This is a genomic window from Streptomyces sp. SCA2-17 (assembly GCF_044336695.1).
The window spans coordinates 5,309,104-5,330,416 of record NZ_CP117521.1 but is presented as its reverse complement, the minus strand read 5'-3'; the positions used below and the strand labels follow the sequence as shown (position 1 = coordinate 5,330,416).

At 74.0% G+C, this 21,313-nt stretch carries 20 protein-coding genes and 1 pseudogene; 7 read left to right on the top strand and 14 right to left on the bottom strand.

Going from position 1 to position 21,313, the window contains the following annotated elements; genetic code table 11:
- Positions 1-33 precede the first annotated feature (33 nt).
- The 7 genes and pseudogenes from PS271_RS24015 to PS271_RS23985 form a co-directional block, all read right to left on the bottom strand.
- Entirely contained in the window at positions 34-1,416 is a 1,383-nt protein-coding gene (locus PS271_RS24015) for a nucleobase:cation symporter-2 family protein (protein ID WP_398384513.1), read from the bottom strand.
- Positions 1,417-1,923: 507 nt separating this feature from the next.
- Positions 1,924-3,342 carry an 8-oxoguanine deaminase gene (locus PS271_RS24010; RefSeq protein ID WP_398384512.1) on the bottom strand — a complete coding sequence of 473 codons (1,419 nt, stop codon included), beginning with the start codon at positions 3,340-3,342 and terminating at the stop codon, positions 1,924-1,926.
- Between the two features lie 20 nt (positions 3,343-3,362).
- Entirely contained in the window at positions 3,363-4,274 is a 912-nt protein-coding gene (gene pucL, locus PS271_RS24005) for a factor-independent urate hydroxylase (RefSeq protein ID WP_398384511.1), read from the bottom strand.
- A gap of 8 nt (positions 4,275-4,282) precedes the next feature.
- Positions 4,283-4,618: a hydroxyisourate hydrolase gene (uraH, locus tag PS271_RS24000; protein WP_398384509.1), complete on the bottom strand. Its 336-nt coding sequence runs from the start codon at positions 4,616-4,618 to the stop codon at positions 4,283-4,285.
- A 113-nt stretch (positions 4,619-4,731) separates the two neighbouring features.
- Positions 4,732-5,232: pseudogene (uraD, locus tag PS271_RS23995) on the bottom strand (2-oxo-4-hydroxy-4-carboxy-5-ureidoimidazoline decarboxylase); the annotation flags it as partial.
- 160 nt (positions 5,233-5,392) lie between these two features.
- Entirely contained in the window at positions 5,393-5,773 is a 381-nt protein-coding gene (locus PS271_RS23990) for a helix-turn-helix domain-containing protein (RefSeq protein ID WP_398384508.1), read from the bottom strand.
- Entirely contained in the window at positions 5,770-6,036 is a 267-nt protein-coding gene (locus PS271_RS23985; RefSeq protein ID WP_398384506.1) for a hypothetical protein, read from the bottom strand. Before PS271_RS23985 ends, PS271_RS23990 begins: the two co-directional genes overlap by 4 nt.
- A gap of 110 nt (positions 6,037-6,146) precedes the next feature.
- Between PS271_RS23985 and PS271_RS23980 the strand changes: the two genes are divergently transcribed.
- The 4 genes from PS271_RS23980 (at position 6,147) to PS271_RS23965 (ending at position 10,734) form a co-directional block, all read left to right on the top strand.
- Entirely contained in the window at positions 6,147-6,968 is an 822-nt protein-coding gene (locus tag PS271_RS23980; protein ID WP_398384504.1) for a TIM barrel protein, read from the top strand.
- A gap of 163 nt (positions 6,969-7,131) precedes the next feature.
- Complete coding sequence (locus PS271_RS23975; protein WP_398384502.1) at positions 7,132-8,085, top strand: 2-hydroxy-3-oxopropionate reductase; 954 nt, start codon at positions 7,132-7,134, stop codon at positions 8,083-8,085.
- Positions 8,082-9,842 carry a glyoxylate carboligase gene (gcl, locus tag PS271_RS23970; RefSeq protein WP_398384500.1) on the top strand — a complete coding sequence of 587 codons (1,761 nt, stop codon included), beginning with the start codon at positions 8,082-8,084 and terminating at the stop codon, positions 9,840-9,842. Before PS271_RS23975 ends, gcl begins: the two co-directional genes overlap by 4 nt.
- Positions 9,843-9,996: 154 nt before the next feature.
- Positions 9,997-10,734: a hypothetical protein gene (locus PS271_RS23965; RefSeq protein ID WP_398384498.1), complete on the top strand. Its 738-nt coding sequence runs from the start codon at positions 9,997-9,999 to the stop codon at positions 10,732-10,734.
- A gap of 252 nt (positions 10,735-10,986) precedes the next feature.
- Here PS271_RS23965 and PS271_RS23960 read toward each other — a convergent pair whose 3' ends face one another.
- Complete coding sequence (locus PS271_RS23960; protein WP_398384497.1) at positions 10,987-12,615, bottom strand: AMP-binding protein; 1,629 nt, start codon at positions 12,613-12,615, stop codon at positions 10,987-10,989.
- Entirely contained in the window at positions 12,612-14,429 is a 1,818-nt protein-coding gene (locus PS271_RS23955) for an AMP-binding protein (RefSeq protein ID WP_398384496.1), read from the bottom strand. Before PS271_RS23955 ends, PS271_RS23960 begins: the two co-directional genes overlap by 4 nt.
- Before the next feature lie 146 nt (positions 14,430-14,575).
- Here PS271_RS23955 and PS271_RS23950 point away from each other — a divergent pair, with 146 nt between their 5' ends.
- From PS271_RS23950 to lysA, 3 genes are all read left to right on the top strand, one after another.
- The gene (locus PS271_RS23950) at positions 14,576-15,418 is read left to right on the top strand and encodes a helix-turn-helix transcriptional regulator (RefSeq protein ID WP_356281533.1); all 843 of its coding nucleotides are present in this window, start codon (positions 14,576-14,578) and stop codon (positions 15,416-15,418) included.
- A gap of 169 nt (positions 15,419-15,587) precedes the next feature.
- Complete coding sequence (locus PS271_RS23945; RefSeq protein ID WP_398384495.1) at positions 15,588-16,001, top strand: SAV_915 family protein; 414 nt, start codon at positions 15,588-15,590, stop codon at positions 15,999-16,001.
- A 213-nt stretch (positions 16,002-16,214) separates the two neighbouring features.
- Positions 16,215-17,552 (top strand): diaminopimelate decarboxylase, encoded by a 1,338-nt coding sequence (gene lysA, locus PS271_RS23940; RefSeq protein WP_398384493.1) that lies wholly within the window; start codon positions 16,215-16,217, stop codon positions 17,550-17,552.
- A 24-nt stretch (positions 17,553-17,576) separates the two neighbouring features.
- Here the strand turns inward: lysA and PS271_RS23935 are convergent, their stop codons facing one another.
- The 5 genes from PS271_RS23935 to PS271_RS23915 all read right to left on the bottom strand — a co-directional run bounded on the left by PS271_RS23935 (position 17,577) and on the right by PS271_RS23915 (position 21,182).
- Entirely contained in the window at positions 17,577-19,034 is a 1,458-nt protein-coding gene (locus tag PS271_RS23935) for a class I adenylate-forming enzyme family protein (protein ID WP_398384492.1), read from the bottom strand.
- Positions 19,027-20,067, bottom strand: a complete 1,041-nt coding sequence (gene speB, locus PS271_RS23930) for an agmatinase (protein ID WP_398384490.1) — start codon at positions 20,065-20,067, stop codon at positions 19,027-19,029. Before speB ends, PS271_RS23935 begins: the two co-directional genes overlap by 8 nt.
- 1 nt (position 20,068) lies before the next feature.
- Positions 20,069-20,839: an enoyl-ACP reductase FabI gene (gene fabI / locus PS271_RS23925; RefSeq protein ID WP_398384488.1), complete on the bottom strand. Its 771-nt coding sequence runs from the start codon at positions 20,837-20,839 to the stop codon at positions 20,069-20,071.
- Between the two features lie 86 nt (positions 20,840-20,925).
- Positions 20,926-21,012 (bottom strand): class III lanthipeptide, encoded by an 87-nt coding sequence (locus tag PS271_RS23920; protein WP_398387027.1) that lies wholly within the window; start codon positions 21,010-21,012, stop codon positions 20,926-20,928.
- 83 nt (positions 21,013-21,095) lie between these two features.
- Positions 21,096-21,182 carry a class III lanthipeptide gene (locus PS271_RS23915; RefSeq protein ID WP_398387025.1) on the bottom strand — a complete coding sequence of 29 codons (87 nt, stop codon included), beginning with the start codon at positions 21,180-21,182 and terminating at the stop codon, positions 21,096-21,098.
- Between the last annotated feature and the right edge of the window lie 131 nt (positions 21,183-21,313).

Below are 21,313 nucleotides of genomic sequence, written 5' to 3'. Positions count from 1 at the left end.
TGCCCCTATTGTCGCGAAGTACGGGGGTGCTCCCTAGCCGCCACGCCTCGCGCCGTCCCCGCGCCTTCCCGCATGGTTGAACGCGAGGTTCAGCAGCACCGCCGTCAGGCAGCCCGCGCTCACGCCCGAGTCCAGGAGCGTCCGCAGCGTCTCGGGGACGCCCGCGCCGTCGTAGAAGGTCCGCGAGACCACCGGGATCATGCCGACGCCCAGCGAGGCCGCCGCCACCAGCAGGTTGTCGCCCCGGTCCAGGCCCGCGCCCAGCAGCACCTGGATGCCGCTGGCCGCCACCGTTCCGAACAGCACGATGCCCGCGCCGCCGAGCACGGGGCGCGGCACGACCGCGATCAGGGAGGCGAACGCGGGGCTCAGGCCGAGGACGACGAACACCGCCCCGCACGCGGCCACCACGTAGCGGCTGCGTACGCGGGTGATCGCCACCAGGCCGATGTTCTGCGCGAAGGCGCTGTTGGCGAAGCCGTTGAAGAAGGGGCTGACGGCCGTGCCGAGCGTGTCGGCGCGCAGGCCGGCGGCGATGGTCCGCTCGTCCGCCGGGCGGCCGACGACCCGGCCCAGCGCGAGCATGTCGGCCGTGCTCTCCGTCATGCACACCAGCATCAGCACGCACATCGACACGATCGCCGGGAGCGTGAAGTGCGGGGTGCCGAAGTGGAACGGCTCCGGGAAGCCGACCAGGCCGGCGTGCTCGACCGGGCCGAAGTCCACGGCCCCGGCCGGTATCGCGATCAGGGTGCCGGCGGCCAGGCCCAGCAGGATCGCGATCTGCCGCAGGAAGCCGCGCAGGACGCGGCGCAGGACGAGCACGATCGCGAGCGTGGCGGCGGCCAGGGCCAGGCCGGTCGGGGAGGCGGGGCGGCCGGGGGTGTCGTCCTGTATCCAGCCGAAGGCCACGGGGAGGAGAGTGAGGCCGATCAGGGTGATGACGGTGCCGCTCACGAGGGGCGGGAAGAAGCGGACGAGTTTGCAGAACCAGGGGGCGAGGAGGAAGCCGAGTGCCCCGGCCACCATGACGGCGCCGAAGATGACGGGGAGGGCGTCGCTCTTGTCGGCCTGCGTGCCGACGATCGCGGTCATCGGCGCGACGCCCGCGAAGGACACGCCGTTGACGAACGGCATCCTCGCCCCCACCTTCCAGAAGCCGATCGTCTGGAGGAGGGTGGCGATGCCCGCCGTGAAGAGGGCGGCGCCGACGAGGAAGGTCGTCTGGGTCGGGGCCAGGCCGATGGCCGCCGCGAGGACGAGCGGCGGGGCGACGACGCCCGCGTAGCTCGCGGCGACGTGCTGCAACCCGCCGGCCAGCAGGCGGCCGGGGCGGAGCACTTCGTCGACGGGGTGCACGGCGCGGCCTGCGGCGGCGCGGTCGGTGGGGGTGGCTTCGACTTCGTCTGCGGCCACGACGTGCCTCCTTAAACGAACGGTCCCGGCCCGGCCCGGCAGTGCCGGAGCGGGGCCGGGAACGGCTTCACGGCCCCGCGGCGGGGACCGGCGGTGCCGGACTGCCCGAGGCGGGCTCGGCACCGCCGGGCAGGTCGCCCGTGGCGAATCGCCGCCGCGGCGGAAACAGGGGACCGGGAGCGGATTTCCCGGCCCTGCGGCGGGAACCGGCGCCGGGAAGGGGCAGCCCAGCCCTCCCGCCTCCCCCCGCCGCGACGGCGAGCAACCCCCGCGGCGGAGACCGGCGGTGCCCGCACCACCCGAGGCGGGCCCGGCACCGCCGGGCAGGTTGTTCAGTGGCGGATCGCCGCTGCGGCGGAGCAGGGGGCCGGAAGCGGATTTCCCGGCCCTGCGGGCTTCCCCAGCCACGGAAGTGACCTGCCCCGCGGCGGAGACGGGGCGCCGGGAGTGGATTCCGTCGGGCCCGGCCGAGGGCCGTCCCCCTCGGCCGGGGGTCGGGGTGGGGCGTCAGCCGGCCCCCGCGAGGCGGGACAGGCGCGTGGCTTCGGCGCGCGCGCCGCGGGCGATGTCGTCCTCGTCGGCCGTCACGAGCCGGCCGTGTTCGACGACAGGGCGGCCGTTGACCAGCGAGAGCGTGACGGGCGCGGGCGCGCCGAGGACGAGCGCGGCGACCGGGTCGGCGATGGACGAGTGGCCGAGGCCGTCGAGCTTCCACAGCACCAGGTCGGCGAGTTTGCCGGCCTCCAGCGAGCCGATGCCGTCCGTCCGCCCGAGCACCTGCGCACCCCCGTACGTGCCGAGCCGCAACGCCTGCCGTACGGTCAGCGCCTTCTCGCCGCCGGCCAGGCGGTGGACGAGGAGCGCGTTGCGCAGCTCGGTGTGGAGCTCGCCGGACTCGTTGGACGCGGTGCCGTCGACGCCGAGGCCGACGGGGACGCCGGCCCGCAGCAGGTCCGGCACGCGGGCGGTCCCGGCGGCGATCCGGGCGTTGGAGGACGGGCAGTGGGCGACACCCGTGCCCGTACGGGCGAAGGCGGCGATGTCGGAGTCGGCCATGTGGATGCAGTGGGCCATCCACACGTCGTCACCGAGCCAGCCCGTGGACTCGAAGTAGTCCGTGGGGCCCATGCCGAACTTCTCCTTGCAGTACTGCTCCTCCTCGACGGTCTCGGAGCCGTGCGTGTGCAGGCGCACGCCCTTGCGGCGGGCGAGCACGGCGGCCTCGCGCAGCAGCTCGGTGCTGACGGAGAAGGGGGAGCAGGGCGCGACGCCGATGCGCAGCATGGAGTCGAACGCCGGGTCGTGGTGGGTGTCGATCGCCTCCTCGGTGGCGGCGAGCGCCGCGTCGGTGCTCTCGACCGCGAAGTCCGGCGGCAGGCCGCCGTCGGACTTCCCGAGGTCCATCGAGCCGCGCGTGGGGTGGAAGCGGACGCCCGTCTCGCGGGCGGCGCGGATCTCGGCGCCGAGGAGGTCGCCCGCGCCCTCGGGGAAGACGTAGTGGTGGTCCGCCGCGGTGGTGACGCCGCCGCGGGCCATCATCGCCAGCGAGCCGCGCGCGGCGGCGTACACCATGGGTTCGTCGATGCGGGCCCAGGTGGGGTAGAGGGCGACGAGCCAGTCGAAGAGGTTGCAGTCCTGGGCGAGGCCGCGGGTGATCCACTGGTAGAAGTGGTGGTGGGTGTTGACCAGGCCGGGGGTGGCCAGGTGCCCGGTGCCGTCGACGCGCCGGACGACGCCGGTGAGCCCGGCGGGCGCGGGCCCGGCGCCGACGGATTCGATGCGGTTGCCGGCGACGACGACGTGTCCCGAGGCGTACTCGGTGTCGTCCGGATCGACGGTGGCGATCGCGCAGTTCTCGATGACGAGGCGCTCGGTGCCGCCTGCGCCGCCGGCGCTCCGGGAAGCCGTTGTGGGGGGTGCGACCACGGTGATTCCTCGCTGTCGGTTCACGGAAGGTTCGTCAGGTCCACCGGGACGGCCGCTGTGGCGCCGTCGCGCAGGACGGTGGCCTCGATGAGGCCGTAGGGGCGGTCGGCCGCGAAGTACACCTCGTTGTCGTTGTCGAGCCCGAAGGGGCGCAGGTCGGCCAGGAAGTGGTGCTTGTTGGGCAGCGAGAGGCGTATCTCGTCGATGCCGGCCTCCTGTTCGACGACGCGGGAGCCCATGGCGTAGAGGGTCTGCTGGAGGGAGAGGGAGTACGTGCCGGCGAAGGCGGCCAGCAGGTGCTCGCGCGCCCGCTCGTAGGACGCGTCCCAGTCCGGCTTGCCCTCCTCTCCCCCTTCCTGCCGCCCGGCATGCCGCCAGCAGGCGTTGACCTCGGTGGCGAGGATCCGGTCGCGGGTCTCGGGGAGGGTGGTGTAGCGGTCCTTCACGTAGCCGTGGAACTCGGAGTCGGTGGTGTTCATGACGACGAGTCCCTTGAGGCCGGAGAGGACCTGCCACTGCTCGCCCTGCTGGTGGTACGTGACCTGCGCGGTACGCGTCTCCTGGCCGCGGCGGACGAAGGAGTGCGCGGCGCCGCCGGCGGCGGGTATCCGTTCCCAGCCGTACTCCTCAACCCGGACCCGGGCGGTGTGGATCGTCTCCTGCCCGGAGACGAAGTGGCGCGCCAGCCGCATGGCGAAGTCCTCGGCTGACGCTATGCCGTGCTCCTTGGCGAAGGCGAACACGGTGTTCTTGGTGGTGTCCGTGGGCAGGACGCCGGCGTTGGAGCCCTTGGTGTGGACGTCACTCATGGCGCCCGAGAGGGCGATGGAGACGTTGAGGTCCCTGATGTGGTGGACGAGGCCTTCGCGGGTGACCCGGACGACGCGGGTTTCGGCTTTGCCGTACTGGTTCTGGCCGAGAACGGTGGGCATGGTGGGTGCTAGCTCCCTCGGTACACGGAATAGCCGAACGGACTGAGCAGCAGCGGTACGTGGTGGTGCTCACCGGGGGCGACCGCGAAGGCCACGGCCACCTCCGGGAAGAACGGGGAGTGCTTCGCGACGCCGAACCGGAGCCGGACGTGCGCCGTGCCGCCCGGCGGCGCGGGGAGCGCGGCGCACCGCCCGTCCGCGTCCGTCACGGCGGTGCCGCACACCGACCAGGGCGCGTCGTCGCCACTGCGGGCCGACAGTTCGACGGCGACGCCCTCGGCGGGGCGGCCGGCGGTGGTGTCCAGGACGTGCGTGGAGACCGTGACGGTGGCGGTGGGCTTCACGGGCGGGTGCCTCCGTGTCGGGGGTGGTGCGGGCCGTCCGCGGCGTGGGGGGTACCGGGCTCGTACGTGCCGGCCGGCTCATCCGTGTCAGCCGGCCCGTACGCGTCGGCCGGGTCCTCCATCAGCCGCGTCAGCCTGATGCGGTTGATCCTGCCCAGTTCCGTACGCACGGTCTCGCGTTCGCGCTCCGGCGTGTTGCCGATCCGGCGGCGGATCGCGTCGAGCATCTGTGCGGCGTCGAGCCCGGTGGCGCAGATCAGGAAGACGTGCCCGAACTTCCGCTGGTAGGCGAGGTTGAGTTCGAGCATCTCGGCCCGGAGCTCCGGCGGCGCCTGCGCCATGCCGTGCTGCTCGCGCGCGGAGGCCGGGTCACCGGGCTTCGGGCGCCCGATGGGCGGGTGCGCCGCCATGGCCTCGGCCAGGGCGGCCGCCGGGAGCGCGGCCGTGGCGGCGTCGCTCGCGGCGAGGAGGGCTTCGGCGGCGGGGTAGGGGCGCCGGGCGAGCAGCGCGTCCGCCCACGCACGACTGGCGCAGATCGTGTGCAGGGCGGCGCGGGCCGCGCCGTCCTCGGCTGCGTTGAACCGGGTGAGTCCCGGCGGCGAGCTCGGAGTCACGGGCGCCTCCGTGGCGGTGACGGGCTGCGGTGACGGGCTACGGGCTGCGGACGTCGCTGACGACTGCGCATAGCTAACGCCCCGGCGCACGCCGCGTCAACAGTTTGTTGAAGAAGTCGTCTCTCGGAAAGCCCCTCAGGGACCCCCTCAGGAAGCCCCCTCAAGAGGTGGCGGAACCACCGTCCCGGTTCAGGTAGTTGTAGATCGTGAAGCGGCTGACGCCGAGCGCCGCGGCCACGGTCTCCACGCCGTGCCGCAGGGAGAAGGCGCCGCGCTCCTCCAGCGCGCGCACGACCGACTGCTTGGTTCGCCGGTCGAGTTCGGCCAGGGGTCTGCCGTGCCGGCGCTCCAGGTCGGCCAGCATGTGATCGAGGGAGGCCGACAGGCGCGGCAGCCGGACGGCGAGGACCTCGCGGCCCTCCCAGGACAGCACCACGTCGCCGTCCGCGGCGCGCTCCGGGTCGATCATCTCCCCGCCCATGGCGTCGACCAGGGGCGCGACGGCCTCCCGGAGGGGGTGGGCCGCGGCTTCCCCGGTCACGGCGTCCCCTCCGCGGGCCCGGCCTCGCCGACCACGCTGACCTGGAGCGACACCCGGGTGGCGCCGGCTTCCAGCGAGGCGCTCAGCACGTGCTGCACGGCGGCGAGCACGGCGGCGCCGGCGCCCTCCGCGGTGTTGCCGAAGGGGCCGACGTCCACGGCGTCGAGTCCGGCGCCGCGCAGGGCGTCCCGGGCGGCGTCGGCGTGGGGCGGCACCTGGTCGAGGTCGAACGGTTCGGTCGTGAATTCCACTCGCAATCGCACGCCGGTCAACCTACCCGCCTTGACAGGAGGCGGGAACGGCCGCACGCTTCCGTAAAACAAAATATCTTTTCCGTAATACGGAACACCGATACGGAAGGAGAGTGCGCGGGATGCCCTTCCCCCGGCACCGCTTCGCCGTCAACCTGTCGATGCTCTTCACCGAACTGCCGCTCCTGGAACGGCCCGCCGCGGCGGCGGCCGCGGGCTTCGGCGCCGTCGAGATGTGGTGGCCCTGGCCGGAGACACCCACTCCGGCCGACCATGAACTCAACGCCCTGCGAAGGGCGTTGGACGATGCAGGCGTGCGACTGGTGGGCCTGAACTTCTACGCCGGACGGCTGCCCGGGCCCGACCGGGGCGCCCTCTCCGTCCCCGGGACGGAGTCCACCCGCTTCCGCGCCAACCTCGCCGTGGCGGCCGGGTTCGCGGCCTCGCTGGGGTGCACGGCGCTCAACGCCCTGTACGGCAACCGTGTTGCGGGCGCCGATCCGCGGGCCCAGGACGCGCTCGCGCTGGAGAACCTCCTACGGGCCGCGGAGGCCGCGGACCGCGTGGGCGCGCAGGTGCTGATCGAGGCGCTCAACCCCGCCGAGTCCCCCGCGTACCCGCTCACCGGGTCGGCGGCGGCCGTCGCGGTCGTGGACGAGGTCAACAAGGCGAGCGGGCTCGGCAACGCCCGGTTCCTGATGGACCTGTACCACCTGGCCATGGCGGGCGAGGACGTGCCCGCGGCGATCGCCGCGCACGGGGGCACGTGCGGCCACGTCCAACTGGCGGACGCCCCGGGCCGCGGCCGGCCCGGCACGGGCGCGCTGGACATCCCCGGCCTGCTGAACCGGCTCGAGGAGGCGGGCTACGGAGGCTGGGTGGGCCTGGAGTACCGGAGCGCCTCCGGCGCCGCGGGGGCCTTCGACTGGCTGGACGCGTGGTGACGGCGGCCGGTCCGGCACCGCCGGGATCCGCCGTTGCGGCTTCTCGCCGCTGCGGCGGGAGGAGAGTGCCCGGCAGCGTGACCCAGGCCGGGGCGATGGCGTGATCCGGCCGGCCTCTCGGGCACTTCCAGGAACCAGCACACACGCAACGAAAGGAGCTCCCATGTCCACTCCTCCTCCCCTCCCCCGCATCGCATGGATCGGGCTCGGGATCATGGGGCTGCCCATGGCCTCGAATCTGGTCAAGGCCGGGTACGACGTCACCGGGCACACTCTCGAACAGACCGGCCTGGACCGGCTGGCCGCCATGGGCGGTACGCCCGCCCCCTCCGTCGCCGCCGCCGTCCGCGGGGCGGACGTCGTCGTCACCATGGTTCCCGCCTCGCCCGACGTGGAGGCCGTGGCCTACGGCGAGCACGGCGTCCTGGCGCACGCCGCGCCCGGAACACTGTTCGTCGACATGTCGTCCATCACCCCCCGCACGTCCGTCGAGCTCGCGGCGGCAGCGGCCGGCAAGGGCATCCGCGTCCTGGACGCGCCCGTCTCCGGCGGCGAGGCCGGCGCCGTCGAAGGCGTCCTGTCGATCATGGTGGGCGGGGAGCGGGCCGACTTCGAGCGGGCCCGGCCGCTGTTCGGCGCGCTCGGCACGACGGTCGTGCACTGCGGCCCGCACGGGGCCGGCCAGACGGTGAAGGCCGCCAACCAGCTGATCGTGGCCGCGAACATCCAGGCGTGCGCCGAGGCCGTGGTCTTCCTGGAGAAGTCCGGCGTGGACCTGGAGGCCGCCCTCGACGTGCTCGGCGGCGGGCTCGCCGGCTCCGCCGTGCTCAGCCGCAAGCGGCACAACTTCCTCTCCCGGCACTACCCGCCGGGCTTCCGGATCGACCTGCACCACAAGGACATGGGCATCGTCACGGAAGCCGCCCGGGCCGTCGGCGCAGCCGTCCCCGTGGGCGCCCTCGTCGCGAGCCTGGTCGCCGCGGCCCGCGCCCAGGGCGACGGCGGGCTCGACCACTCGGCGCTCCTGCGCGGTGTGGAGCGGCTGTCCGGCATCGATGCCGGAAGGGCCGGGAGGGCCGGAAGGACGGGAAACTCCGGGCGGGGAGGGCGGCGATGACGGCAACGATGCCCGCCATGCACGCCGTCGTCCACATCCTCAAGGACGAGGGCGTCGACATCGCCTTCGGCTGCCCCGGCGCCGCCGTCCTCCCGCTCTACCAGGCGCTGCGAGCGGTCGGCGGCATCGAGCACCTGATCGTCCGCCATGAGGCGGGGGCCGCGCACATGGCCGACGGCTGGGCCCGTACGAACGGCAGGACCGGCGTCGCCATCGCCACCTCGGGCCCGGGCGGCACCAACTTCGTCACCGGCCTCTACACCGCGTACGCCGACTCCGTGCCGATGCTGTGCATCACCGGGCAGGCGGTCTCGGCGAAGCTGCACCAAGAAGCCTTCCAGGCCGTCGACATCGTGGAGATCGTCCGGCCGGTGACCAAGTGGGCGGTGCAGATCAAGGAGGCGGCGCAGATACCGTGGGCGTTCCGGGAGGCGTTCCGGATCGCGAGGTCGGGGCGCCCGGGGCCCGTGCTGATCGACATCCCGGTCGACATCGCGCGCCGCGAGATCCGCTACGACCCGGCCCTGGACGCTCCCCTGCCGGTGCCCGTCATCGCCCCGCACCCACCGCGCGTCGAGGCCGCGCTGGATCTCCTCCTCGCCGCCGAGCGGCCGCTCGTGCTGGCCGGCGGCGGGGTGATCCTCTCGGGCGCGGACGCCGAACTGCGGGAGCTCGTCGAGCTGCTGGAGGTGCCGTTCCAGGTGACGCTCATGGGCAAGGGAGCCGTCGAGGACGACCACGGGCTCCACATGGGCACCACCGGCATCCAGACCTCGCAGCGGTACGCCAACGCCTCCTTCCTGGAGTCGGACTTCGTCCTCGCCGTCGGCGCCCGCTTCGGCGACCGGCACACGGGGGCCGACCTCTCCGTCTACCGGGGGCGGCGGGCCTTCGTGCACGTCGACATCGAGCCGTCGCAGCTGGGCCGGGTCTTCGAGCCGGACCTGGGCGTCGTCTCCGACGCGAAGCTGTTCCTGGCGGCCCTGCTGGAGGCCGTGAAGGCGCGGGGCGCCCGCCCGCGGCACCGCGCGTGGGCCGCCCGCTGCCGCGACCTCAAGAGGACGCTCACCCGCCGCGACGACTACGACGCCGTCCCCGTCAAGGCGCCCCGCGTCTACCGGGAGATCAACGAGGTCTTCGGTGCGGACACGTGGTTCGTCACGGCCATCGGCCTCTACCAGATCTGGGGCGGCCAGCATCAGAATGCCCACAAGCCGCGCCACTACCAGGTGTGCGGGCAGGCCGGGCCGCTCGGCTGGGAGGTGCCGGCCGCGATCGGCGTCAAGAAGGCGCTGGAGGGCATGGGGCGGGGCGCGGAGGAAGTGGTCGGCGTGGTCGGCGACTACGGCTTCCAGTTCACGACTGAGGAGCTCGCGGTCGCCGCGCAGTACGACGTCCCCTTCGTGCTGATCATGCTCAACAACGAGTACCTGGGGCTGATCCGGCAGGCCTCGGCCGGCTACGGCATGAACTACCAGGTGGACATCCACTACGACGAGACGGGCACGGACAACGTCAAGCTCATGGAGGCGTACGGCTGTTCGGGGCGGCGGGTGACGGCGCCGTCGGACATCCGCCCCGCGATCGAGTGGGCGCGCAAGGAGGCCGTGGCGACCTCGCGGCCGGTGCTGGTGGAGGTGCTGATCGAGCGTGAGGCGGACACCCCGCACGGCCCGGACATCGACGCCGTCCGCGAGACCGAGCCCGTAGGGGAGACCGAACCCGTACGGGATGCCGGGCCCGTACGGGAGCGCTAGCGTACGACCGGCGCGTGCGCCGCCGCGTGCGGCGGCGACACGGGAGGCGCGGGGGGCGCACCCGCCCTCTTCCGCATTCGCTCCCCCCGCGCGCCCGCATCGTGGACGATGGGCCTCGTACGCATACCTCACGGACCCGTTGCTGGAGCCGAATATGGCCAAGAGCGTGCCGGTTCACTGCCCGACGTGCCGTCGCGAGCACTCCTTCACCCCGCCCACCTTCCCCTGCGCGTGCGGTGCGCCGCTCACGCTGCCGCTCCAGGCGGACGCCTCCCCCGAACGCGTCGCGCACCGCACCTGGCGCGACGCGTGGGTGGCCGTGCGCTGCCCCGCCTGCGACCGGCAGGACCAGTGGCCGCGGCCGGAGTTCGGCTGCGCGTGCGGCACGGTGGTGCGGCTGCCTGTACAGCCTCCCGGTGACGGGTCCGGTTCCGGGGACGCGTCCGGTTCCGGTTCCGGTTCCGGGGACGGCGAGCCCTGCGCCGATGACCCGCCCGCCCGGGCCCGGCGCCCCGCCTTCCGGCCGGTTGCCATCCGCACCGCGGGCGACGCGGTCATGGCCGCCGAGCGCTATCTGACCTGGCTCGGGTACGCGGGCGTGACCCGGCCCCGCGACCCGGAGGAGGAGGGCGTCGACCTGCGCGCTGCCGGGCTCGTCGCCCGCGTGGACCCCTCCACCGTGCCGACCTCGCTACGGGACGTGGAGTGCCTGTGGCTGCACGGGCTGGTGGACGGGGCGCGAGGGGCGTTCTTCTCGCTCGCCGGCTACGCGCGCGAGGCCCGCTCCCGCGCGGACGACCTGCGGGTTCCGTTGTTCGTGATGGACCTCACCGGCACTCCGCAGCCGCTGAACGCCCCTGCGGACGAGCTCGTCGAGCTGGGGCCCGCGTGAGCCGCCCGCACCGCCAACCTCAATTTTTCCTCTGAACCACGGCCTGACGATGGCGAGTTGGGGTCGGACGGGACGAGACTTCGTACCGGGCCCGCGAAACGGACGGGGGATCGCGGGCCCCTCCACGCCCCGGGCGGGGCCCGGCGCCTTGCCGTCTCCGACGGATCGGGGGGAGGCGCCGGCCCCGCCCGAGCGCGTTCCGCCGGGATCAGGTGCGGACTCCGCGCGGGCCGCGGCGGGAAGCCGCACCGCTCAGGCGTCCTCCGAGCCCGCCGCCAGGCGTTCCCCTTCGCGCAGCTCCACCTTCCTCACCTTGCCGCTGACCGTCATCGGGAACGCCTCCAGGATCCGCAGACGGCGCGGGATCTTGTAGTGGGCGAGGCTGCCGCGGCAGAAGCTGGTGAGTTCGTCCAGGCCGAGCGGCTTGGCCGGGTCACGGAGGATGACGCAGGCCATGATCTCCTCGCCGTACTTCTCGTCGGGCACGCCGACGACCTGCACGTCGGCGATCTTGGGGTGGGTGTAGAGGAACTCCTCGATCTCCCGGGGGTAGACGTTCTCCCCGCCCCTGATGATCATGTCCTTGATGCGGCCGACGATGCGGACGTAGCCGTCCTCGTCCATCACCGCGAGGTCGCCGGTGTGCATCCAGCGCTCGCCGTCGACGGCCTCGGCGGTGCGCTCCGGCTCGTCCCAGTAGCCGAGCATCACCGAATAGCCGCGCGTGCACAGCTCGCCGGGCCGGCCGCGGCCGGTGGTGTCGCCCGTCTCGGGGTCGACGATCTTCACCTCGATGTGCGGCAGCACCCGGCCGACCGTGCCCGTGCGCCGCGCGATGTCGTCGTCGCGCCGGGTCTGCGTGGAGACGGGCGACGTCTCGGTCATCCCGTAGCAGATGGAGACCTCGGACATGTGCATCTCGCCCATGACCCGCTTCATGACCTCGGTCGGGCACGGCGAGCCCGCCATGATGCCCGTGCGCAGCGAGGAGAGGTCGTACGTGGCGAAGTCCGGCAGGTCCAGCTCGGCGATGAACATGGTGGGCACGCCGTACAGGGAGGTGCAGCGCTCGCGCTCGACCGCGTGCAGCGTGGCGGTGGGGTCGAAGGCCGGGGCCGGGATGACGGCGCAGGCGCCGTGGCTGGTGACGGCGAGGTTGCCCATGACCATGCCGAAGCAGTGGTAGAAGGGCACGGGCAGGCAGACCCGGTCGGCCTCGGTGTAACCGAGCGTCTCCCCCACGAAGTAGCCGTTGTTGAGGATGTTGTGGTGGGAGAGGGTGGCGCCCTTGGCGAAGCCCGTGGTCCCGGACGTGTACTGGATGTTGACCGGGTCGTGGCAGCTCAGCCGCGCCTCGCGCGCGGCGAGCCGCTCGCGGGGCACGTACGCCCCGGCGCGGACGAGTCCGGCCCAGGTGGGGTCGTCGATGTGGACGACGTCGCGCAGCGCCGGGCAGTCGGCGCGGACCTCCTCGACCATGTGCCGGTAGTCGCTGTTCTTGTGCGCGACGGAGGCGACGAGCAGGCTGACGCCGGCCTGGCGCAGCACGTAGCGGAGTTCGTGGACGCGGTAGGCCGGGTTGATGTTGACCATGATCGCGCCGATGCGGGCGGTGGCGTACTGGACCATGACCCACTCGGGGCAGTTGACCGCCCAGATGCCGACCCGGTCCCCCTTGGCCACCCCCTTGGCCAGCAGCCCGAGCGCGATCTCCTCGACGGCGCGGCCGAACTCGGCGTAGGTCCAGCGGCGGCCGCTCGGGACGTCGACGAGGGCGTCGCGGTCGCCGAACCGCTCCACGGTGAAGGCGAGATCGGCACCGATGGTGTCGTCGATCAGCGGAACGGAGGTGCTCCCGGCCTCGTACGAGGGTGTGGTCACCGGTGGTCTTCCTCTCGGTACTCGTCAGCGCCGCCCGACAGCTCGCCGCGCGCGGTGCGTTCGCGCAGCTCGATGCGGCGGATCTTGCCGGACACGGTCTTGGGGAGCTCGGCGAACTCCAGCCGCCGGATGCGCTTGAAGGGGGCGAGGGTGGCCCGCGAGTGGGCGAACAGGGCCTTGGCCGTGCGGGGGCCGGGCTCCCAGCCCTCGGCGAGGACGACGTACGCCTTGGGCACGGAGAGCCGCAGCGGGTCGGGGGCGGGGACGACGGCCGCCTCGGCCACGGCCTCGTGTTCGAGCAGGGCGCTCTCCAGCTCGAACGGCGACACCTTGTAGTCACTCGACTTGAACACGTCGTCGCTGCGGCCCACGTAGGTGAGGTATCCGTCGGCGTCGCGGGCGGCGATGTCGCCGGTGCGGTAGTAGCCGCCGGCCATGGCCTCCGCCGTGCGCTCGGGGTCGCCCGCGTAGCCCGTCATGACGCCGACGGGGCGGTCGGAGAGGTCGAGGGCGATCTCGCCCTCGTCGGCGGGCTCGCCCGTGACGGGGTCGAGGAGGACGACCGTGTAGCCGGGGCCGGGGCGGCCCATGGAGCCGGTCTTCACCGGCTGGCCGGGCGGGTTGGCGATCTGCACGGTGGTCTCGGTCTGCCCGAAGCCGTCGCGGATCGTCACGCCCCAGGCCCGCCGGACGGTCTCGATGACCTCGGGGTTGAGCGGCTCGCCCGCGGCGACGGCCTCGCGGGGCGGGGTGCGCAGCGCGCCGAGGTCGGCCTGGATGAGCATGCGCCACACCGTGGGCGGGGCGCAGAAGCTCGTCACGCCTGCCCGGTCCATCTCCGCCATGAGGCGGGCGGCGTCGAAGCGGGTGTAGTTGTGCACGTAGACGGTGGCTTCGGCGTTCCAGGGGGCGAAGAGGCTGGACCAGGCGTGCTTGGCCCAGCCGGGCGAGGAGATGTTGAGGTGGACGTCCCCCGGCCGGAGCCCGATCCAGTACATGGTCGTCAGATGGCCCACGGGATACGAGGTGTGGGTGTGCTCGACGAGCTTGGGCCGGGCGGTGGTGCCGGAGGTGAAGTAGAGCAGCAGGGGGTCGTCGGCGCGGGTGGGGCCGTCGGGGGTGAAGGTGTCGGCGGCGTGGGCGGAGTCGGCGTAGCTGTGCCAGACGGCCGTGCGGCCCGCAGGACCGGAGGCGCCCGGGCCGTTCGGTTCCGTGCCGCGCCTTCCCGCGCAGCCCGCTTCCGTACCGCTCGCTTCCGTACCGCCGGCCGTTCCGCCCACCGCGATCCGCGTGTAGCCGCCCGGTACGCCGGCGAACTTGCCGGTGTCCGCGGCCCGTACGAGCACGTGGGCGGCCCGGCCGCGCTCCACGCGGTCGGCCAGGTCGGCCGTGCCGAGCAGCGGGGTGGCCGGGATGACCACGGCGCGCAGCTTCATCGCGGCGAGGGCGGTCTCCCAGAGCTCGGCCTGGTTGCCGAGCATGACGATCATGCGGTCCCCGGCGCGTACGCCCTGCTCGCGCAGCCAGTTGGCGACCTGGTTCGAGCGGCGGCGCAGGTCGTCGAAGGAGTACGCGGCCTCGGAGCCGTCCTCTTCGGCGATCCGCAGGGCGGTGCGGTCGTTGCCCTCGGCAATGGTGTCGAACCAGTCCAGCGCCCAGTTGAACTCTTCCGGGCGGGGCCAGACGAAGCCCTCGCGGGCCGCCTGCCAGTCCTCGCGGTGCGCGAGGAGGAAGTCCCGGGCCGCGCGGAATGCGGCGGCGGGGGCGGGCGTTGCCGCCGTGGTGCCCGGATTCCGCGGCTTCGATGGCGTCACATGTCCTCCAGATTGCGGGGCACGTCGCCGACCCGCATGGTTAGCATCGTGCGACGGTGATCTGAGTCTCACCACCCCCGAACGGGGGTGGCCGCATTTCAGGGATACGGAGGTTCCTCCTCCGTATCCGGGACGGGGAGGCAGCGATGGGAGACCCGGACGGAACGGCCGAGGTACGGGCGGCGCTGATGCGGATGCGCAGGGGGGCCGGGCTGCCGGTCGCCTTCGGCGGTCTGCTCACCGGCGCCCGGCAGTTCCGAATATCGGACATGACGGGAACGACGACGCCGGTCCTGCGCGGCCTGGCGATCCGCACGGGCAGCGGGCTGGGCGGCAAGGCGGCCGCCCTGACCAGGCCGCTGTCCGTCACCGACTACCAGTCCTCGCACGTCATCACCCACGAGTACGACGCGGCGGTGGCGACCGAGGGCCTGCGCTCCGTGCTCGCGGTGCCCGTGGTCGTACGGGGCCGGGTGCGCGGCGTGCTCTACGGCGCGCTGCGGCGGCCGCTCACCCTCGGGGACCGCTCCCTGACCGCCGCCGTCGACGCGGCGCGCGAGCTCGAACAGGCCCTCGCCGTGCAGGACGAGGTCCAGCGGCTGCTGTCCGTGGCCCATCAGCCGACCACCGCCGACCCGGCGATGTGGGAGGAGGTCCGCGAGGCGCACTTCGAACTGCGCGCCCTGGCACAGCGTGTCACCGACCCCCTGCTCCGGCAGGAGCTCCTCGCGGCGTGCGGGCGCCTCGCCGCGGCGTCCTCGGCGGAGCCGGCGGGACGGCGCGCGGGGCCGGACGTCGGCCTGTCGCCGCGCGAGGTGGACGTCCTCGCGTGCGTGGCCACGGGCGCGACGAACGCCACCGCGGCGGACCGGCTGGGCCTGCGCCCGGAAACGGTCAAGAGCTACCTCCGGTCGAGCATGCGGAAGCTGGGCGTGCACACGCGCCTGGAGGCCGTGGTCGCGGCGCGGCGGGCGGGGCTGCTGCCGTAGCGGTCCCTTTCCGGCCCGTCAACGAAGCGTCAAAGGAGTGGCACTGAGGGTCAACAGGCTGTCAAGGAGGAGCTCGGCGGGGTTCGGTACGGGCATAGCGTGAACGGCGGCGCCGCGGCGCCGTCGACGACGTTCCCATCCGACACCTCCCGAGCTTCCGAGGACCGTCATGCACCTGAGCCGTACCCCTGCCGAAGCCGCCGCAGTCGCAGCCGTCGAAAGCACGGTCGGCGACAGCCCGGCCGGCGACGGGGAACCCTCCGAACCGTCCGAACCCTCGCATCCCACCGGGCACGCCCCCGCCCCGCCGCTGTACGTCCCCGTACGGCCCTGCGCGTGCGGCTTCGCCCTGCGGGTCTTCCGCTCCCCGCTCGGGGCGCGGACCGCCGTCGCCTTCACCACGGAGGGGCGGCTTTCGGACGTTCTGGGCCCCGATCAGCCGGCCATCCGGCTGGCCCTGCCGGCGGTACGGGCGCTGGCCTCGCCCCTCGGCGTCGACCTCGTCTCCGTGGACCCCCAGCTGACGGCTCCCCCGGTCTCCACGGACCCGCCCGGCACGCCTTTGCCGGCTTTCCCGTCCTGACGGGGCTCCTCGCGGGGCGGTGCTCCTGCTGAGGGCGAGCCCGGCACCGCCGACGAGCCCCGCGGGCGCGACCCTGCGACAGGCTCCTTGCCACGGGCAAGGAGACCCAGAACCCGCCGCAACGGCGAGCACCCCCGCCACGCGGCCCGGCGGTGCCGAGACCACCAAAAGCCACCCCACCCCGCACCTCCCTCCGAAGGAGCCCCCGTGGTCATGTCGACCGCCCCCACCTCCCCTCCCCGTCCTCCGGACGCGCCGGAGGCGCCCCTGTGGCCCGCGTCCGCCCGGGCCGTGCCGGGCGGCGGGATCGCCGTCGGCGGGGTGCCGCTGGCGGAGGTCGCCGACCGGTTCGGCACGCCCGTCTACGTCCTGGACGAGGGTGAGGTGCGGGCCCGCGCCCGCGCCTGGCGCGCCGCCCTGCCGGGCGCCGACGTCGCCTACGCCGGCAAGGCGTTCCTCTCCCGCGCGATGATCCGCTGGATCGAGGAGGAGGGCCTGTCCCTGGACGTCTGCTCCGCGGGCGAGCTGGAGTTCGCCGTGCACAGCGGCTTCCCCGCCGAGCGGATCGTGCTGCACGGCAACGCCAAGAGCCCCGGCGACGTGCGGGCCGCGCTGCGCCTGGGCGTCGGCCGGATCGTCATCGACGGCACGGGCGAGATCGCCCGCCTCGCCGCCCTCGTGCCGCCGGGCGCCCGCCAGCGGGTGCTGCTGCGGGTCGTGCCGGGCGTGACGGCCGGGGCGCACGCGGCGGTGCGGACCGGGATGGACGGCCAGAAGTTCGGGCTGTCGGTGACGGGCGGCGAAGCCGAGGAGGCGGTCGCGCGGCTCCTCGGGCAGCCCCGGCTGGAGCTGGTGGGCCTGCACTGCCACCTCGGTTCGCAGATCGCGGGCCTCGGCCCGTACGTGAGCGCCGTGCGCCGCCTCGTCCCGCTGCTGGCCCGGATCCGCGACCGGCACGGGGTGACGTTCCCCGAGCTGGACCTGGGCGGCGGCTTCGCCATCGCCTACCGCGAGGGCGACCCGGCCGTGGACCCGGGCACGTACGCCGAGCGGGTCATGGGAGAACTCACCCTGGAGTGCGGCCGCTTCGGGCTGCCGCTGCCCCGCCTGACGGTGGAGCCGGGGCGGTGGATAGCCGGGCCGGCGGGCGTCGCGCTGTACCGGGTGCTGTCGGTGAAGTCCACCGGCGGCCGGACGTTCGTGGCCGTCGACGGCGGCATGAGCGACAACCCGCGCCCGGCACTGTACGGCGTGCGCTACACGGTCCGCCTCGCGGGCCGCTCCTCCACCGCGCCCGGCCGCGCCGTGACGGTGGTGGGCCGGCACTGCGAGGCGGGCGACGTGCTCGCCGACGACGTGGAGCTCCCCGCCGACCTGCGCCCGGGCGACGTGCTGGCCGTCCCGGCGTCGGGCGCGTACCACCTGTCGATGGCCTCGGCGTACAACCTGGTGGGGCGGCCGCCCGTGGCCGCGGTGTCCGGCGGCCGCGCGCGCCTGCTCGTCCGCCGCGAGACCCTGGCGGACCTGCGCAGCCGGGACGTCGGGGAGTAGGGCGGCGCGGGCGGCCACGGCGGCTCAGGCGGCCGGAGCGGCTCCCAGCCCGAGCGTCTCCCGCAGGGCCCGCCCGTCCACCTTGCCGTTCGCGCTCAGGGGGAAGCTCCCCACGACGTGGACGGCGTTGGGCTGTTCGTACTCCGCGAGGTGGGGGGCGAGCCGGGTGCGCCAGTGCCTGGGGGGCAGGGCCTCGGGGTCCTCGACGACGAAGTGGAGGGCGCAGCCGCGGCGGGCGTCGTCGACGGCGAGGACCTTGACCTGGCGGCCGCAGGCCTCCGCCTTCTTCGCCAGGCCCTCCGGGTAGAGGGTGAAGCCCGCCCGGTGCACCGCCTGGTTGCGGCCCACGACGTGGACGTTGCCGTCGCTGTCGATGCGTCCCAGGTCGGCCGTGCGGTACCAGAGGTCCCGGGGCACGGGGCGCACGGCGCCCCCGGCGTCGAGGTAGCCCTCCATGAGGCCGGGTGAGCGGACCTCGATCTCGCCGGTCTCGCCGGGGGCGAGCGGGGTGCCGCCGGGGCCGACGACGCGCAGGCCGACGCCGGGCAGCGGGCGGCCGCAGCCGACGGGAGCCTCGGGGGTGGCCAGGGCGACGTTGCCGAGTTCGGTGAGACCGTAGCCGTCGAGCAGCGGCCGGCCCATCGTTTCCTCGAAGGCGGCGGCGAGCGGCGCGGGGAGGGGGGCGCCGCCCACGCCCCAGATGCGGACCGCGGACAGGCCGGTGCGCAGTTCGGGCCGGCGGCGGACGAGGCCCAGCAGCAGGTCGTAGGTGGAGGGGGCGGCGTCCACGGCGGTGGCCCCCGCCGCGACGGCCTTCGCTACGGCGGTGTCGAGGCGCTGGTAGGGCGTGACGACCAGGGTGCAGCGGGCGAGCCACCAGAGGAGGATCACGGAGAGCCCGTACTGGTGGGAGAAGGGGAGGAGCGGGGCGAGGACGTCCCGCTCGTGGTAGCCCATGGCGCGGATGGTGCGCACGGTGTTGTCGTGGACGGCGCGCCCGGACTTGACGATGCCCTTGGGGCGCCCGGTGGTGCCGGAGGACCACAGCACCAGTGCGTCGGGGCGCGCGAACCAGGCGGTGAGGTCGACTTCGCCACCGGCCTCGCCGGCGGCCGGGCCGCCGCGCGTCCCCGCGCCCGGGAAGTGCAGCACCCGGTCCGCGGGGAGGTGGTCCGCGCCGCCGCTCTCGCACAGCAGCCAGCGGGCCGCCGCGCGCTCGGCGGCGGCGCGGTTCTCCGCCGCGGGCTGCCGGTGGTCGACGGGGACCAGCGAGGTGTCGAGGTGCATCAGGGCGAGCAGGGCGACGACGTAGTCGGCGGAGTTGTCGCCCTTGACGAGGACGCGGTCGCCGGGCCGGATGCCGCGGCCGCGGAACTCGTGCGCCGCGGCGAGCACCCGGCGGGCGAGCGCCTCGCCGTCGAGGCCCGCGGGGCCGCCGGCGAGCCGGGGGGCGGCCTGCGCCGGCGCCATCAGGTCAGTCATGTGATCCTCCTGCCCGCTGCGCCGGGCGTACGGGGCGTTCCAGCAGGGGTGTGCGCGGGTCCCACGGCCCGTCCTGCGCGTCGCGGCGGCGCCGCGCGATGCCGGACAGGGCCTCCAGCACGACGCGGTTGCCGAGGTAGGCCGTGATCTCGGCGTGGTCGTACGGCGGGGAGACCTCGACGACCTCGACGCCGACGACGGGGAGCTCGTAGGCCGCGCGGCGGACGGCGTCGAGGAGCTGGCGGGAGGTCAGCCCGCCGGGCTCGGGGGTGCCCGTGCCCGGTGCGTGCCCGGGGTCGACCACGTCGACGTCGACGGAGAGGTAGACGCCGTCGCAGTCGTCCATGGCGGTGGCGAACGCCTCGGTCAGGCAGGCGTCCAGGCCGCGGGCGGTGATCTCGCTCATCTCGTAGGAGCGCATGCCCTGCCCGGCCATCCACTCCAGCGTCTCGGGCTCGGGGTAGTAGCCGCGCAGCCCGATCTGGAGGAAGCGGTCGCCGCGCACCGCGCCCGACTCGATGAGCTGGCGCATGGGCTTGCCGTGCCCGTAGAGGGGGCCGGACTCCACGTCGCCGGTGTCGGCGTGGGCGTCGAAGTGCAGCATCGCGATGCGGCCGTAGCCGTGGTGGGCGGCGACGCCGCGCATGTCGGGCAGGGCGACCGTGTGGTCGCCGCCGAGGACGACGGGGATCGCGCCGAGCGAGGCCACCATGCGCACGGCGGCCTCGATCTGCCGGATGCCGCGGGCGACTTCGCCGGGGTAGCAGGGGACGTCCCCCGCGTCGTAGACCCGCAGCTCCGTCAGGGGGTCCACGCCGAGCGCCAGGCTGCGGCGGACGCCGTTCTGCGGCAGGTAGCAGGCCTGGCGGATCGCGCTCGGGCCGAAGCGGGCGCCCGGCCGGTGCGAGGTGCCGCCGTCCAGCGGGGCGCCGAGGATCACCACGTCGGGATGGTCCGGCGGGCTGGACAGGTCCAGGCGCGGGACGCCGAGGAAGGTGATGTCGGGGCCGAACTGCGCGCCCAGGTGCTGCACGTCAGCTCCCCACCATGTGATGCCCGCCGTCCACGTGGACGATCTCGCCGGTGGTGGCGGGGAACCAGTCGGACAGCAGGGCGAGGCAGGCGCGGGCCGTGGGCCCGGCGTCGGACGCGTCCCAGCCCAGGGGGGCGCGCACGGCCCAGTCGCGTTCGAAGCCGGCGCCGTCGCCGCCGATCGCCCGTGCGGCGAGGGTGCGCAGCGGGCCCGCCGCGACGAGGTTGACGCGCACTCCCTCGGGGCCGAGGTCGCGGGCCAGGTAGCGGGCGCACGACTCCAGGCCGGCCTTGGCCACGCCCATCCAGTCGTAGCCGGGCCAGGCGCGCGAGGCGTCGAAGTCGACGCCCACGAGGGCGGATCCGGGGCGCAGCAGCGGGCGGCAGGCCACCGCGAGGGCTTTGAGGGAGTAGGTCGAGGTGTGCAGGGTCGAGGCCACGTCGGCCCAGGGGGCGTCGAGGAACCCGCCGTCCAGGCAGGTCGCGGGGGCGTGGGCGACGGCGTGCAGGACGCCGTCGAGGCCGTCGAGGTGGGCGCCGACGCGGCCGGCGAGCGAGGCCAGCTGGGCCTCGTCGGTGACGTCGAGGTCGACGACGGGGGCCTCGTGCGGCAGGCGCCGGGCGAGGCGCTGGACCAGGGAGGGCCGGCCGTAGGCGGTGAGCACGACGTGCGCGCCCTGTTCCTGGGCGAGCCGGGCCACGGAGAATGCGATCGAACTCTCGCTGATCACGCCGGTGATCAGCAGTCTCTTGCCGTCGAGCAAGCCGCTCATCCGGTCTCCTTCGTCCTGTTCGGTGGTACTGGCCGGTCCGTGGACCGGGCGCGCGCTGGGCGGGCCCGGTACACGGCGCGGCTGGTTCAGCAGCTGTTGCTGATGGTGCTGCTCAGTCGGTCGGCCTCCGCGGCCGGGACCTCGAGACCCTGAAGGTCAAGAACGATCGCCATGATGTGTACCTCCCCTCCAAGTGAGTTGATGGGCACGGGCGCCCGCCACTACAACGGGCGCCCCGTGCACGGCAACAACCGCGTCAGCAGCCGTTGCTGATGGTGCTGCCCAGCAGCTCGGCCTCCGCGGCCGGGACCTCAAGACCCTGAAGGTCAAGAACGATCGCCATGATGTGTACCTCCCCTCCAAGTGAGTTGATGGGCACGGGCGCCCGCCACTACAACGGGCGCCCCGTGCACGGCAACAACCGCGTCAGCAGCCGTTGCTGATGGTGCTGCCCAGCAGCTCGGCCTCCGCGGC

Excerpts from the sequence above, each read along its gene's own strand:
- pucL (WP_398384511.1), bottom strand. The coding sequence starts at position 4,274 with ATGCCCACCGTTCTCGGCCAGAACCAGTACGGCAAAGCCGAAACCCGC.
- PS271_RS23980 (WP_398384504.1), top strand. The coding sequence starts at position 6,147 with ATGCCCTTCCCCCGGCACCGCTTCGCCGTCAACCTGTCGATGCTCTTC.
- PS271_RS23975 (WP_398384502.1), top strand. The coding sequence starts at position 7,132 with ATGTCCACTCCTCCTCCCCTCCCCCGCATCGCATGGATCGGGCTCGGG.
- gcl (WP_398384500.1), top strand. The coding sequence starts at position 8,082 with ATGACGGCAACGATGCCCGCCATGCACGCCGTCGTCCACATCCTCAAG.
- PS271_RS23965 (WP_398384498.1), top strand. The coding sequence starts at position 9,997 with ATGGCCAAGAGCGTGCCGGTTCACTGCCCGACGTGCCGTCGCGAGCAC.
- PS271_RS23950 (WP_356281533.1), top strand. The coding sequence starts at position 14,576 with ATGGGAGACCCGGACGGAACGGCCGAGGTACGGGCGGCGCTGATGCGG.
- PS271_RS23945 (WP_398384495.1), top strand. The coding sequence starts at position 15,588 with ATGCACCTGAGCCGTACCCCTGCCGAAGCCGCCGCAGTCGCAGCCGTC.
- lysA (WP_398384493.1), top strand. The coding sequence starts at position 16,215 with ATGTCGACCGCCCCCACCTCCCCTCCCCGTCCTCCGGACGCGCCGGAG.
- PS271_RS23935 (WP_398384492.1), bottom strand. The coding sequence starts at position 19,034 with ATGACTGACCTGATGGCGCCGGCGCAGGCCGCCCCCCGGCTCGCCGGC.
- fabI (WP_398384488.1), bottom strand. The coding sequence starts at position 20,839 with ATGAGCGGCTTGCTCGACGGCAAGAGACTGCTGATCACCGGCGTGATC.
- PS271_RS23920 (WP_398387027.1), bottom strand. The coding sequence starts at position 21,012 with ATGGCGATCGTTCTTGACCTTCAGGGTCTCGAGGTCCCGGCCGCGGAG.
- PS271_RS23915 (WP_398387025.1), bottom strand. The coding sequence starts at position 21,182 with ATGGCGATCGTTCTTGACCTTCAGGGTCTTGAGGTCCCGGCCGCGGAG.